This is a genomic window from Vibrio harveyi (assembly GCF_030060435.1).
Classification (GTDB): Bacteria; Pseudomonadota; Gammaproteobacteria; order Enterobacterales; family Vibrionaceae; genus Vibrio; species Vibrio harveyi.
In genome coordinates this window covers 1883180-1897803 of record NZ_CP125875.1, presented here as the reverse complement: position 1 = coordinate 1897803, position 14624 = coordinate 1883180, and the positions used below count along the sequence as shown (strand labels likewise).

10 protein-coding genes are annotated in these 14624 nt (G+C 47.0%); 6 read left to right on the top strand and 4 right to left on the bottom strand.

What is annotated here, in order from left to right:
* Positions 1-329 precede the first annotated feature (329 nt).
* The 3 genes from QMY49_RS09050 (at position 330) to QMY49_RS09040 (ending at position 6090) form a co-directional block, all read left to right on the top strand.
* Positions 330-1466: an efflux RND transporter periplasmic adaptor subunit gene (locus QMY49_RS09050; protein WP_038898123.1), complete on the top strand. Its 1137-nt coding sequence runs from the start codon at positions 330-332 to the stop codon at positions 1464-1466.
* Positions 1467-1468: 2 nt separating this feature from the next.
* Positions 1469-4630: an efflux RND transporter permease subunit gene (locus QMY49_RS09045; RefSeq protein WP_222325701.1), complete on the top strand. Its 3162-nt coding sequence runs from the start codon at positions 1469-1471 to the stop codon at positions 4628-4630.
* A 1007-nt stretch (positions 4631-5637) separates the two neighbouring features.
* Positions 5638-6090, top strand: a complete 453-nt coding sequence (locus tag QMY49_RS09040) for a MarR family winged helix-turn-helix transcriptional regulator (RefSeq protein WP_005446725.1) — start codon at positions 5638-5640, stop codon at positions 6088-6090.
* A gap of 28 nt (positions 6091-6118) precedes the next feature.
* Here the strand turns inward: QMY49_RS09040 and QMY49_RS09035 are convergent, their stop codons facing one another.
* The gene (locus QMY49_RS09035; RefSeq protein WP_009700450.1) at positions 6119-6865 is read right to left on the bottom strand and encodes a FadR/GntR family transcriptional regulator; all 747 of its coding nucleotides are present in this window, start codon (positions 6863-6865) and stop codon (positions 6119-6121) included.
* Between the two features lie 517 nt (positions 6866-7382).
* On the opposite strand from QMY49_RS09035, the gene QMY49_RS09030 reads away from it, so the two are divergent.
* From QMY49_RS09030 to QMY49_RS09020, 3 genes are all read left to right on the top strand, one after another.
* A complete protein-coding gene (locus tag QMY49_RS09030) occupies positions 7383-8630 on the top strand; it encodes a M20 family metallo-hydrolase (protein WP_239923844.1) in 1248 nt (415 codons plus the stop codon).
* Positions 8631-8763: 133 nt separating this feature from the next.
* The gene (locus QMY49_RS09025; protein ID WP_283311116.1) at positions 8764-10155 is read left to right on the top strand and encodes a YfcC family protein; all 1392 of its coding nucleotides are present in this window, start codon (positions 8764-8766) and stop codon (positions 10153-10155) included.
* 22 nt (positions 10156-10177) lie between these two features.
* Positions 10178-10879, top strand: coding sequence for a DUF1028 domain-containing protein (locus QMY49_RS09020; protein ID WP_188015245.1), 702 nt, complete (start codon positions 10178-10180; stop codon positions 10877-10879).
* A gap of 64 nt (positions 10880-10943) precedes the next feature.
* Here the strand turns inward: QMY49_RS09020 and QMY49_RS09015 are convergent, their stop codons facing one another.
* The 3 genes from QMY49_RS09015 to QMY49_RS09005 all read right to left on the bottom strand — a co-directional run bounded on the left by QMY49_RS09015 (position 10944) and on the right by QMY49_RS09005 (position 14593).
* Complete coding sequence (locus tag QMY49_RS09015; RefSeq protein ID WP_283311111.1) at positions 10944-11753, bottom strand: fumarylacetoacetate hydrolase family protein; 810 nt, start codon at positions 11751-11753, stop codon at positions 10944-10946.
* Between the two features lie 87 nt (positions 11754-11840).
* On the bottom strand, positions 11841-12797 hold the full coding sequence (locus QMY49_RS09010; protein WP_172458613.1) for an AEC family transporter: 957 nt from the start codon (positions 12795-12797) through the stop codon (positions 11841-11843).
* A 179-nt stretch (positions 12798-12976) separates the two neighbouring features.
* Positions 12977-14593, bottom strand: coding sequence for a polysaccharide lyase 6 family protein (locus tag QMY49_RS09005; RefSeq protein ID WP_005450863.1), 1617 nt, complete (start codon positions 14591-14593; stop codon positions 12977-12979).
* Positions 14594-14624 lie beyond the last annotated feature (31 nt).

The window sequence follows — 14624 nt, the reverse complement described above, 5'->3', positions numbered from 1 at the left end:
ATCATTTCAGTTTATGCTCTGCTTATATTAATTTTTCTCCAATATGAATTTTTGTTGATTTTTTTGTCACTAATTCTCTGGTTTTGTCTACTCTTTTTTCCTGTTTTTCTTAAGAAAAATCCAATTTCAATTGCTCACAGAAAATTTATTTTTCCAATAGAAAAGCGCTCAAATTGAGAGATCAATAACAGCTTTAGAACAAACATTTTTGTCTATCGTAAAGAGCGGTAAATTTTGTTGTATGTACAACATTGAATAATTATCATCCCGACTAATATTTGCTGACTTTTTATTGAGTCACGTTTTTTAGTTAGGAAGAGAGAATTTTCATGACACGTAGAACCACGCTATCGCTCTTGATTGCGTCGAGCCTATTATTGGTCGGGTGTGAACAGAGCCAAGAAGGACAAGCACAAGGTGGTCCAGCGCCGACACCAGAAGTGACGGTAATGACGGTTGAACCGGTTCGCCAAGCGTTAACGGTAGAATTGCCTGGTCGTAGCCGAGCGTTTAAAGAGGCAGAAGTTCGCCCACAGGTCACGGGTATTATTTCTGAGCGCAATTTTGAAGAGGGTGGTGTGGTTGAGAAAGGTCAGTCGCTTTACCAGATCGACGATTCTACGTTCCAAGCAGACCTATTAAGTGCAGAAGCGGAATTGATCCGTGCTCAAGCTTCGGAAGAATCGACGTACTCAACAGTTCGTCGTTACCGCGCGTTGATTACGAAGAAATCGATCAGCCAACAAGATCTCGATGAAGCAGAAGCAGCGTACAAAGAAGCGAAAGCGCAAGTGTTGGTAGCGAAAGCGAAGATCAATACAGCGAAGATCAATCTTTCTTACGCACAAGTTAAGGCGCCAATCAGCGGTGTGATCAGCAAGTCTAACGTAACGGCGGGTGCGCTAGTAACGGCAAACCAAGCGGCGACGCTAACGACTATCCAACAGCTAGACCCAATCAATGTTGATATCGTGCAATCTTCTGCTCAGCTACTCCGTTTGAAAGCAGCGATGTCACAAGGTCACTTGCAAAAAGACGAATCCGCTCAAGTAACACTAACGCTTGAAGACGGTTCGACGTATGCGCATAAAGGTATTATGAAGTTTACCGAAGTGAATGTAGATGAAAGTACTGGCAGCGTAACGCTACGTGCAGAATTCGCGAACCCAGATGGCTTATTGCTACCGGGTATGTTTGTGCGCGCAACGGTAACAGTAGGTGTGGACCCAGTGGCGATTCTTATCCCGCAGAACACAGTTACGCGTGACGCAACGGGCAAAGCCTCAGTAATGACAGTGGGTGCGGACAACAAGGTAACAATAACTCCGGTAACAACGGCGGAGTCTATTGGTAACCAGTGGCGTATTACTGACGGTCTGAAAGTGGGTGATAAAGTCATCACAACCGGTCTACAGATGATCCAACCGGGTAGTCCAGTAACTATTCAATCAGGTGAGCAGGCTTAATCATGGCACGATTCTTTATCGATCGTCCGGTATTTGCTTGGGTACTTGCGATTCTGACTATGTTGGCGGGCGTAATGTCTTTGTTCAACTTGCCAGTTTCTCAATATCCAACGATTTCACCGACCACGATCTCAATCAGTGCTCGTTACCCTGGTGCTTCTGCGAAAACCGTAGAAGACTCAGTAACTCAGGTTATCGAGCAAAACATGACGGGTCTGGACTACCTGCGTTACCTAAACTCAAGCAGTGATGCGTTTGGTAATGCCACCATCACGCTGACGTTTGATAGCGAAGCCGATCCAGATATCGCGCAAGTTCAGGTGCAGAATAAACTGCAATTGGCGATGACGTCGCTTCCGATGGAAGTACAAAGCCAAGGTATCGTTGTAAATAAATCTAACACCTCATTCTTGATGGTTGTGGCAGTTTACTCAGAAGACCCGGACTTTACAGAAAACGACATCGGTGACTTTGTTGTTACCAATATTCAAGATCCGATCAGCCGTGTAACGGGCGTAGGTCAAGTGCAAGCGTTTGGTTCTCAATACGCAATGCGTGTTTGGCTAGACCCATTCAAACTGACTCAGTTCAACCTTACTGCAATCGACGTCGCGAACGCTATTCGTGAACAGAACGCACAGGTTTCTTCTGGTCAGTTGGGTGCAGCGCCTGCGCAAAAAGGTCAGTTGCTTAACGCAACCATTTCTTCAGCAAGCCGTTTAACCAGTGTGGCTGAATTCAGAAACATCATTCTGAAATCAGAAGCGAACGGTTCGAACGTTTACCTGAAAGACGTGGCACGTGTTGAGCGCGGCGCAGAAAGCTACGATATCAAAGGTCAGTACAACGGCTTCCCGGCAGCAGGTCTTGGTATCTCGCTTGGTACTGGTGCGAACGCGCTAGAAACGGCAGAAGCAGTAAAAGAACGTCTTGGTCAGCTAAGTGCGACTTTCCCTGATGGCTTGAAGATCGCTTACCCGTTTGAGACAACGCCATTCGTTGATGCGTCGATCAAAGAGGTAATCAAGACACTGCTTGAAGCGATCGTGTTGGTATTCTTGATCATGTACCTGTTCTTGCAGAACTTCCGTGCGACGATCATCCCAACGATTGCGGTTCCGGTGGTATTGCTGGGTACGTTTGCGATCCTTTACGCGACAGGCTTTAGTGTTAACACCTTAACCATGTTTGCGATGGTTCTGGCAATCGGCTTGCTGGTAGATGATGCGATCGTTGTGGTAGAGAACGTGGAACGTGTAATGCACGAAGACGGTCTCGATCCAAAAGAAGCAACGAAGAAGTCAATGGGGCAGATCACTGGCGCACTAGTGGGTGTTGGTTTGACGCTGTCTGCGGTATTCGTACCGATGGCGTTCATGTCTGGCTCAACTGGTGTTATCTACCGTCAGTTCTCTATCACCATCGTAGCGGCGATGACGCTATCGGTATTGGTGGCGATCATTCTTACTCCGGCACTTTGTGCGAGTTTACTGAAGAAAGGCGATGCAGAATTTTCGGATAAGAAAGGCTTCTTTGGCTGGTTCAACCGTAAGTTTGATGCAGCAACAGCGGGTTACGAAGCGGGCGTAGCGAAAATGCTAAAACGCACCGGTCGTATGCTGTTGGTATTCGCGGCAATGAGTGCCGGCGCAGGTTGGTTGTTCATGAACCTTCCGACATCGTTCCTACCGGATGAAGACCAAGGTACCGTGTTCTCAATGGCAATTTTGCCACCGAACTCGACTCAAGAGCAGACTGAAAAAACACTAGAAAAAGTCCGTAACTACTTCCTTGAAGAAGAGAAAGGCAATGTTAAATCTGTCTTCTCGGTAGCGGGCTTCAGCTTCGCAGGTCAAGGTCAGAACATGGGTATGGCGTTTATCGGTCTGAAAGATTGGTCAGAACGTGAAGCACCGGGTTCGGATGCGGCTTCGCTGACAGGTCGTGCGATGGGTTACTTCTCAACGATTAAAGAAGCAATGGTGTTTGCGTTTGCACCACCGGCGATTCAAGAGTTGGGTAACGCGACCGGTTTCGACTTCTACCTACAAGACTCAACCGGTAACGGTCACGAAGCGCTTGTGGCAGCTCAATACCAAATCCTAGGTATGGCAGCACAAAACCCGAAACTGGTGGGTGTGCGTCCAAACGGTCAGGCAGATGCGCCGATGTACCAAGTTCATATCGACCACGTGAAACTGCGTGCGCTTGATGTGAGCATTAATGATGTAAACCAAATCCTCGCTTCGGCATGGGGTGGTGCGTACATTAACGATTACATCGACCGCGGACGCGTGAAGAAGGTAATGGTACAGAGTGACGCAGAACACCGCATGCAGCCGAAAGATTTCGACTCATGGTACGTGCGTAACTCACAAGGCGAAATGGTACCGTTCTCGGCATTTGCAACGGGTGAATGGACTTACGGTTCTCCGCTATTACAACGCTTTAACGGTCTACCTGCGATGAACATCCAAGGTGGCGCGGCTCCGGGCGTAAGTACTGGTGAAGCGATGGCAGAAATCGAAGCCATGGTAGAAAAACTGCCTCCTGGCTTTACGGTGAACTGGAACGGTATCTCTTACGAGGAACGTTTGTCTGGTAACCAAGCACCAATGCTTTACGCGCTGTCGATTCTGGTTGTCTTCCTTGTACTAGCAGCGCTTTATGAGAGTTGGTCAGTACCATTTGCGGTTGTGCTTGTTGTACCTCTAGGTGTTCTAGGTGCGGTACTTGCGGTCATGACTCGCGGTATGGATAACGACGTATTCTTCCAAGTAAGCTTGTTGACCACTGTTGGTCTGGCAACCAAGAACGCGATCCTTATTGTGGAATTTGCGAAGGAATACTACGAGAAAGGCGCGGGCTTGATTGAAGCAACGCTGCATGCGGTACGTGTTCGTCTTCGTCCGATCATCATGACCTCGCTTGCGTTTGGTCTTGGCGTAGTACCGCTAGCGATCAGTGCGGGTGTAGGCTCTGCGGGTCAAAACGCGGTAGGTACAGGTGTACTTGGCGGTATGGTAAGTGCGACCTTGCTTGGTATCTTCTTCGTGCCTGTGTTCTTCGTTGTGGTTGAGCGTTTGTTCGACCGCCGCGCAAGAAAAGAGGCTCAAAAAGAGCAAGTGGAATCTACTTCACAACCAACGGCAAGCCAAGAGTAGGACTTAGCGCTAAAGACTAAGTTATACTATTGCTAATAAGTACAAGAAAAGGGCGCTTCGGCGTCCTTTATTTTTGGATTTAATTGGATAGTTTGGGTTTTAAGTTTAATTTTTACGTCATTCTGAACAGCGAGGAACGAGTGTGATTCAGAATCTGCTCACCGAGAGCCTTAGCTTGACGTGAAATATTGAGTGAGAGCGTGTGGCAATTAGATTCCTGATCTCGCTTAGGCTCGTCGGAATGACGGGGTGTTGCTCTCTCGGTTATGTTTCTCGTCATTCTGAACAGCGAGGGACGAGTGTGATTCAGAATCTGCTCACCGAGTGCTGTGGCTTGATGAGAAATATTGAGCCAAGAGCGTGCGGCAATTAGATTCCTGATCTCGCCTAGGCTCGTCGGAATGACGGGATGTTACTCTCTCGGTTATGTTTCTCGTCATTCTGAATAGCGAGGGACGAGCGTGATTCATAATCTGCTCACCGAGTATTGTGGCTTGATGAGAAATATTGAGTGGGAGCGTGCGGCAGTTAGATTCCTGATCTCGCTTAGGCTCGTCGGAATGACGGGGTGTTGCTCTCTCGGTTATGTTTCTCGTCATTCTGAACAGCGAGGGACGAGCGTGATTCAGAATCTGCTCACCGAGTGCTGTTGCTTTACGTGAAATATTGAGTGGGAGCGTGCGGCAATTAGATTCTTGATCTCGCGTAGGCTCGTCGGAATGACGGGGTGTTGCTCTCTGGGTTATGTTTCTCGTCATTCTGAACAGCGAGGGACGAGCATGATTCAGAATCTGCTCACCGAGTGCTGTGACTTGATGTGAAATATTGAGTGAGAGCGTGTGGCAATTAGATTCTTGATCTCGCGTAGGCTCGTCGGAATGACGGGGTGTTGCTCTCTCGGTTATGTTTCTCGTCATTCCCGAAAGCGACGAAGGAGCGCAGTCGGGAATCTCTTGCAAACACCAGACTATCCAATTGAAAACAAAGCCGAAAGTAAAACAGGCAATATGAAAGATCAGAAGATTTCTCCGATATCCGTGTTGGATCAAAGCCCAATGTTTGTGTGTGGTGTGATGCACCGAACATTCCGTAATCGTGCACAAGCAGAGCTATCGCGTCAGAACTTGATGACGTTGGAAATGGCGAGTGCCTTGGCCGCGTTGGAAGAGTTTCAACCGATGAGTCAGCAAGAATTGGCGGATGCGGTACTAACGGAGCGAAGTGTCGCAAAACGCATGGTGGACAACTTAGAAAAGCGTGGCTTTGTACAAGTCTCTAAGAGCGAAACCAATCAGAGATTAAAGATTCTAACACTCACAAAAGAAGGGGTAGAGGCGGTACGCAAAGTGCACCGCATCATGACTAACCTCAAGCAAGATTTCTTCTCTTGCCTGACGGAAGAAGAATCCGATGAATTCTTCCGTTTGGTGCGTAAAATGACCTTAGCCAATCACGCTTAATTCAGCATTTCAAACGATGGCGGGCCAATTAGCTTTCTGTGAGAAAACGGTTCGCCACTTCAGCTTCTTGTTTCTTCATCAATTGATGCGCAGTCAGCATGTGTTGTTCCATCACTTGCTTGGCTTTTGATGCGTCACTTTTACGCAATGCTTCAACCAGTGCACGTTGGCTTTGCACACCCGTTTGCCACAGCTTGTGGTTGCCCGGTTCATACAGTTTGCGATAAATCGTTAGCTCGGTAAGCATTTGCGCAGTAAAGCGAACCACAAACTTCAGCAGCTCGTTGCCAGAATAGCTCGCTAAGAGGCTGTGAAACTCAATCGATGCAATGTGGTGTTCGCGCTCTTGATACACATCTTCCGGTGGCGTCTGGTACTTATCGATCTGCTGATCGAGACGAGCAAGTTGCTCATCGGTCAATGTGCCCGCCAATGATGCTGCGATCTCTGGTTCCAGAGATAAGCGGATCTGGTACAGATCAGAAATTGAAACGTCTTTGAAGAACAGGTAGTTACTCAGTAGTGCCTGAGCTTTGTTCTCACTCATTTCGCTAACAAACACACCGCCTTTTGGCCCAGTCTTGGTCGAGAGAATACCTTGAGCCTCTAAGATACGCATGCTTTCACGTACTGTGCTTTTTGACGCATCAAAAGTTTCCATCACGTCGGTTTCGCTTGGGAGACGATCGCCGGGTTGTAAAGCTTGATCGACAATCCATGCTTTGATCGATTCGGCTAATTGTTGAGTTCTACGTCCTTTTGCGCTGCTTGCCACATTATCCTCGCTGGTTTTTCTCGCGGTATCTAGGGTCTGTTTATCTTTCGTGGTTAAATTTTGTTCGAGATAAAATCGTTTTAGGCGAGGCAAGGAGTGTGCCGCCTAGTCACTCTAAGCAAATACTCCTTAACAAAGCATAAAACGATTTTGCGGGGGCGCCTAGCCCGAACCCTTTGGGCAGCGTTTGTTGACCATTTCTACTTCGTTATCGACTTCTCATGTAGGCTAACTACACATCAAAGTCTCTGCCTTGTGTAAACACCCAACAATTCGCTGCAAAAATCAGCACGAAAGGTTAACAGACCCTATTGAATTCTGAAGGAAATTCAAAGGATGTCACCTGTTTTCTACGTTTCTTTTTTTGGAAAAAGTACGGGTTGTTGATTATGAAACCATCCGATTATCGATCGAATCACTCTCACAAAAAAGTCTATTTATCATGATAAATGTCTTTCATTTGATATTTATCATGATAAATTAAAAATGAACATGGTTAGAAAAAGAGCGATTCAAGATGGAAAAATTTGTAGAAACTGCCAGCCTAGCGTGGGAGTGGTTGGAAGATATTGCTCAATGCAGCCAAACCCAAGACCCAGATAGCGAAGGTGTTACTCGCTTATGTGCCAGTGAAGAGCACGCAAAAGCGAATGAAAAACTACGTGAGTGGATGCTGCTGTCTGGTATGGAAGTGCGCATGGACAATGCTGCAAATCTTATTGGTCGCTATCACAGCCCAAATCCAAATGCCCAGACGCTGATTTTTGGCTCTCACCAAGACACGGTGCCAAATGGTGGTAAATACGATGGCATTTTGGGTGTGATTCTACCAGTTGCGTTGATTCACTATTTTCATCAACAGAAATTCGAATTCCCATTCAATATTGATGTGATTGCCTTTAGCGATGAAGAGGGCACTCGATTCCAATCGACACTGCTTGGCTCAAAAGCGATATCTGGGACGTTTGACCCAAGTGTGCTGGATGCGCGAGATGCCCACGGCGTGACCATGCGTGAAGCGTTAACGTCGTTTGGTTGCCATCCAGATCAGATCGGAAAAGATGCTTACAGCAAAGAAAAGGTGTTGGGCTTTGTGGAACTGCATATTGAGCAAGGACCACAGCTTGAACAAGCGAACTTGCCAGTCGGTGTGGTTACTGCCATCACTGGGATTGAGCGTCATACTTTGTCGATTGTTGGCAAAGCCGGACACGCAGGCACAGTGCCAATGGACATGCGTCAAGATGCGCTAGTTGGGGCAGCTCAGGTCATTCATATGTTTGACCAACTGTGCAAACGTGAAGACGACCTAGTGGGCGTCGTAGGTAAAATCGCCAACTTCCCAAATGGTGTGAATGTGATTCCTCAGCAGACGGACATCACTATCGAACTGCGCTCTCCAAATGATGCCTCTCGCATTGCCGCACGAAAAGAAATGCTGGAGAACATTCAAACCTTGATGGCGCAGTACAACCTCGCGTATCACCACGAACAAACTTATGAGCAAGCTGCTGTCACCTGTTCTGATTCACTTTCTTCGGCACTTACTCAAGCGATCGCACTATCCAATATTGACACCAAACATCTATTCAGTGGCGCGGGTCATGATGGTCTGGCTGTGTGTGAGCTGACGGATATTGCGATGTTGTTTATGCGTTGTACGGGCGGGGTTAGCCATCATCCTGATGAAGCGATTTTACAACAAGACCTAGTAGCAGCAGTCGAGGTTCTGAACCATTTCTGCATGCTGATGAAACACCAATAAAAGCGAAATAACACAAGAGAGGGTGGGGGTTCATCCTCTTTTTTACTTTCAAAACCAAGACTTGGTTTTAGCTTGTGAACGTGAAGGCTCATACCAATGGGTTTTCATTCCTATACTAAGGAGAGATTTTGTTATGGATATGACAAAAAAGATGGAGACAACAGAGAAGAAGGCTTGGTACAAGAGTATGCCGGACCCAATGGTCCTGATCTTTATGATTTTGGTGGCAACGTATCTACTGACTTTTGTTGTGCCTGCCGGGGAGTTCTCACGTGTTGTGGTGGACGGTCGTACTACCGTTGTCCCAAACTCATTTGCTTATCTGAGTGATGTGCCTGCGGTGCATTTCTTTGACATTTTTGTCGCGATTCCGAAAGGTTTGATCAGCGCGGCACCTTACTTGTTCATCGTATTCATTGCTGGTGGTTTGTTCCACATCTTGCAACGCACTGGTGCGCTTGAGAACGCGATTGGTGTGGCGGTAAACAAAGCTGGCGTGAAGAACCGTAATCTTATCATCACAATCGGCACCTTTATCTACGGTTTCTTTGGCGTGGCGGTAGGCTTTGAGAACAACATCGCACTCGTTCCGGTTGCGGTTCTGATTTCTGTTGCGGTTGGTTACTCCAGCCTTGTCGGTACGGTAATGGCAGTGGGCGGTATCGGTGTAGGCTTTGCACTGTCACCAATCAACCCTTATACCGTAGGTGTGGCTCAAGGTATTGCTGAACTGCCTACTTTCTCGGGCGCTTGGTTGCGTGCAGCGATGGTAATTTCCTCTCTTGCATTGCTGTCTTACTACATCTGTACTCGTGTGGCGAAGATGGAGTTTAAAGAGCCAGATTCAGCAGAAGGCTTAAGCAAAGATTTATCGGAATACCACCTAGAGAAGAAAGACAAACTGACGCTAGGCGTATTCCTAGCTGGTCTTGGTGTGATGCTTTACGGCGTATTTGCTAACGGTTGGTACATCAACGAGATCGCAGGTCTGTTCTTATTAATGGCAATTGTGATCGGTGCGGTGAACGGTTTAAGTGCGAATGGCATCGTGAAGCAAATGATGGAAGGTGCATCGGGCGTAACCGCAGGCGCCTTGGTGATTGGTGTTGCGGCGTCGATTCAAATCATTCTCGACCAAGCGCAAATCATCGATACCATCGTTAACGCGCTAAGCTCACTTATCCAAGACATGCCGATTGCTATCTCTGCGATTGTCGCAAGTGTGGTGCAAGGTGTGATCAACCTATTTGTGCCATCGGGTTCTGGTCAAGCGATGGTGACCATGCCGATCCTAATTCCTGTTGCAGATCTTACTGGCATGAGCCGTCAGCTTATGATCACTGCATTCCAAGTTGGTGATGGTCTTACCAACCTTATTGTACCGACTTCTGGTGGTACGCTAGCCATGTTGGCGCTGGGTCGCGTCTCTTACGAGCAGTGGTTAAAGGCAATTATGCCATTCATGGTATTTGTTTACGCCTTGTGTTGGTTGGCGCTGTTTATTGGACAAATGGTCGGCTACTAACGTCTTTTTATATCGAGAATCTATGACGATTTCACTTATTCATGTTAATCCTGAAACGGGATTATCGGCTTCCATCACAGCCACTGGCGGTGTTGCCGTTGGTGGTTATGTGAACCACAGTTGGCGTGGAGTTGGCGCCTGTGCAACTCAAGGTTTGTTTACCAATCCTTGGTATGCAGACAATGCCAAGCGATGGTTATCTCAAGGACTGTCTTGTCATGAGGTGATTGACCGTTTGAAAGAAGGTGATGCGGAATTCGCCAAGCGCCAATGTATGGTAATGGACAAACATGGCCATACCGCGTTTATAAACGGCGAAGAGAACATCGCGTACGTAGGATCTCTAGCACTTCAAGATTTGGCGGTTGCCGGAAATATGCTTGAAAGTGATGCGGTTATTGAGGCGTTTGCAGATTCGTTCCTAGCTCAGACTGTGATCAATGCCGAGCAAGTGAGAGCTGGGGGCAAACCGCAATATCGTGATAGCTATGAGGCAACGCTAGCGGAAGTGCTTATTTCTGCACTAGAAGCCGCATTGGAAGCGGGAGGGGATAAGCGCGGTACCTATTCTGCCTCTCTTCGTATAGAAAGTTATACTCATGCGCCGATCGATATTCGTGTCGATTGGTCTGATGACAGCTTGATGGAAGACATAAGGAAGGTACTGAGCCGAGTTCGAGCGCCGAGCTTTCAAGAGTTTCTTAATGGCGTGCCGAGTCAGTAAGAGGATTCATGTCGCGCAAAATAAAAAGCCGAACAGTGACTGCTGTTCGGCTTTTTTGTATTGGTTAAAACATAATTTTGTTTTCAACTTTAACGATGCCATTGAGTGAAACAGAAATGACATCGTTATCTTTCACTTCAACTGTGTGAGTTGGTAAGTCGATGTAAATTAAATCGCCCGGTTTGAGTGTGAAATACTGACTGAGTTCACTCACGATTTCTGCTGGAGAATAGGTCATTTCAGCAAAGGCGTCATTGTTAATGGCTTTACCGTTGATTTGCGAAGAAACATGAATCTGGGTGAAATCGAGTCCGCGAACGATCTCATTCGCAATTGGGGCAAAACCGTCTGCGCTTTTTGCTCTTAGCGAATGGGCATCATGCTGCAGCCAGTTTGTTTCCGTAAGATCGCCCCCAACGGTGAGTCCAAATATAGCGGCTGACGCTTGCTTGGTATCGATGTTCTTACTTTGCTTTCCTATCACGACCACGAGGGAGCTTGAATACTCGATGTTATCGGCATCAGATGGCACTTGGATTGGAGCGCCGGTAGAAATTAACGCTGAAGGCAGTTTAAAGAAAAACTGATAATCACTTTTCTTCGCCTTATCTGCTTGTTTTTTCGCTTGAACGATGAACACTTTTTCTGGCTTAGTCGGAAGCAGCAGACTGACATCATCAACGGAAACTTGACGAGGTGAGAGTGATGAATCGGAGAAAATATCCCCCTTAAGAGGATAGATTGAGTCTTCTACTAACTTGCCGTAACTGATTTTCCCGAGGTGCTGATAGCGAACATAAGTCGTTGAAGCTGCATTTGCCGTTAGGCTGACCACACTTAAACACACGCCCAAACATAATGCGATGAGTTTCATTATAGAAATCCTTATTTTTTAGCGCATTATATCGGTTAATTGCTGGGAAGCGTATGCCGATCTCTCCTACTTGGGGTGATGTCCCGATTAAATTAGGTTGTAACTCTTAAGAATGACGATACCCAATGTACAGGTAATTGTTGAGAGTACGGTCGTTAAAGCGATGATGTTTGCCGCTAAGACAGAATTACCTCCCATAGAGCGTGCCATGACATAACTTGCCGCCGCAACGGGAGAAGCGTTCATAAAGAACAAAATACCAAGCTCAATCCCTCGAAAGCCAACTAAATATGCACCTGTGGTAATCACGATAGGGGCGACGACCAGTTTGTAGCTGCTGGCAAACCAAGACGGCCCTTTCTCTTTCTTCATCAAACTTAAATCGAGTGAGCCACCAGTACACAAGAGGGCGAGGGGAAGCGTCATCTTCGATAGGTAGTTACCAGCATCAATCGCTACATCTGGAACAGGAATCGACAGAAGGTAGAACATCATGCCAGAGACGATCGCGATGATCAGCGGGTTGCGCGTTAAGGTTCTCACCATCATTTTGGCGGCTTGAGATCCAGACGTTGCGCCTTTTGGAGACAAACAAATTACCGCTTGTACGTTATAGATAAAGGTGGTTACCGCAACATAAAGTGCAGCCAGCGCCACGCCTTGTGAACCGTAAGCATTCGCCACATACGCAATGCCGATGATGCCCGTATTGGCGCGAAAGCCACCTTGGATTAAAACGCCTTGATCGGGTGACGATTTGAAGAACAGCTTGACGGAAACATAGGTGAAAATGAAAAACGCGATGCTGGCAACAATACCGTAATTGACGAAGCCGCTAGCCGCGGAGAAATCGTGCTCGGAGACGACGATACTTAGGAACAACATCGCAGGCAGCGTGACCTGAAACACCAGTTTAGAGCCGATTTCGATAAAGTTGTCGTTGATAAGTCCTATGCGTTTGAAGACAACGCCCAAAACCAGCATTAAGCAGATGGGACCAGTGATCGATAACGAGAATTGCAACTGATGTAAAACAGCATCCATGAGTGTATCCGCAGCAAAAGAAAAGAGTTTTATAATTGTCATACAATTAAACCACAACTCAATCTTGGGAGACAGTAGGGTGGTGAAATTTTCTTCAGTTATTGTGGGGTTACTGGTGAAAGGAGAGGGAAACCAGTCTGGCTTGTATCACCAGACTGGAAGCAAACTCTAAAGCAGAATTACTTTTGGGTATTTGCAAGGAGGTAATCAGGACCAGCTGTTTCTGCCGTTACTACAGACAGCTTGCTCGTATCCGCACCAACGCCTTGGTATTGCGTAAAGCCTTTTGCTTGCTCGCTCTTCGGCAGTTCTACTGAGTAAGAAGCGATTTGCTCTGCGTTAGTCACCGTGCCGACGTACACTTCGTTGTTGTAGGTAGGATTGACCAGCGGTAACTCTTCTGTCGCACGTACACTGACGAATTGCTTTTGCTGATGGTTATCAACCACGTTGCTATCGAAGTGAACATCTACGCCAGCGAAAATGTTTTTCACTTCACTGTTGTTGAACAGGCTCACACGGTGCGTTTGGTTGCCGTAGACAATGCCCCATTCCGTATCTACAAGGGTGTTGTTACGAATGGTGATGTTCTTTGGTGTCCATTGCTTGTTGAGCTCTTTGCCTTTCACTGCTTGGTCGAGCTTCTCGCCGTTTGCCACATCAATGATGCCCGTATTGATTACGATGCCGCCACGTAGATCCGCATTGCCTTCAATTTTGCCATCACGGCCACGCGTGCCAGTGATGTAGTTGTTCTCGATCACGTGGTCTTCATCGTAAATACGCATACCGCCAGTAAGCAGTTTTTCGTTACCTAGAATCACGTTGTCTTTCACTACGTTCGCTTTACCGTGACGAAGAGAAATCAGAGACGCACTTTCAAAGATAGTATTGCCAGAGATTTCATTGCCACCTGACTTAATCGAAATCAGCTCGCGTTCACCATCCATATCAATCAGTAGGTTATTGGTGAACTTAGAGTTTGATGCCCACTGAGAAGATTTTGAATCACCAATTCGAATCGCTTCCCAGCTGTTGCCGTTGTAACGAATCGCATCTTTGATGTCGAATTCATTGAACTGATTTGGCTTTTGGTCCAAGAAAATGTTGTTAGCAATAAGGTGGTTATCTGGTGTGTCGTCTTTTTGTACGCCAATTAACGTGCCGCGCTTTTGCTTACCTTCAAAACGGTTATTGATCACTTTGCCATCTTTACCCCAAAGTGAAACCCACAAGTATTTCGGGTATTCAGAGCGACGTTCATCCGGTTGGTATTCGTAAGCGTGGTTGAAGTAGTAGAACGTAGAGTTTTGTAAAGTGTTGTTGTTACCCATCATACGCACACCACCGAAACGTTCAGCAGGACCGCCTTTGGTAAACACCAAACCGTCGACAGTGATGTTGTTACCTTCAAGACGAAGCTGAGCCAAACCCGTTAGCCAAACGCTGCCAGGTTGCTCCGCCTTGATGGTAATGTCGTTGGCTTTTACCGTGACGATATCAAGATCCGCGTATTTACCCGCAGGAATCGTAATTGTTGTACCGTCTGCGGCATTCTCCATTTGTTGTTTCAATGCTTGCACGGTGTCTGCGGATTGCGCTTGAAGTGCGCTGCCATCCACTGTGTTTAAGCGATCCGTAGCAAGCAAGTAATCGCGAGTGATGTCATTCACTGCGGTTTCAACAACAGCGGGAGCCGCGGCTTCCGTGGTTTGAGAAGGTGAAGTGTTACAACCTACTAGGGTTAGGGCAGAAATGGACGCGGCAACCACGCCAGCAAGCATTGTTTTTTTCATAGTCATGATCTTTTTTAAGTAGAAAGCGGTC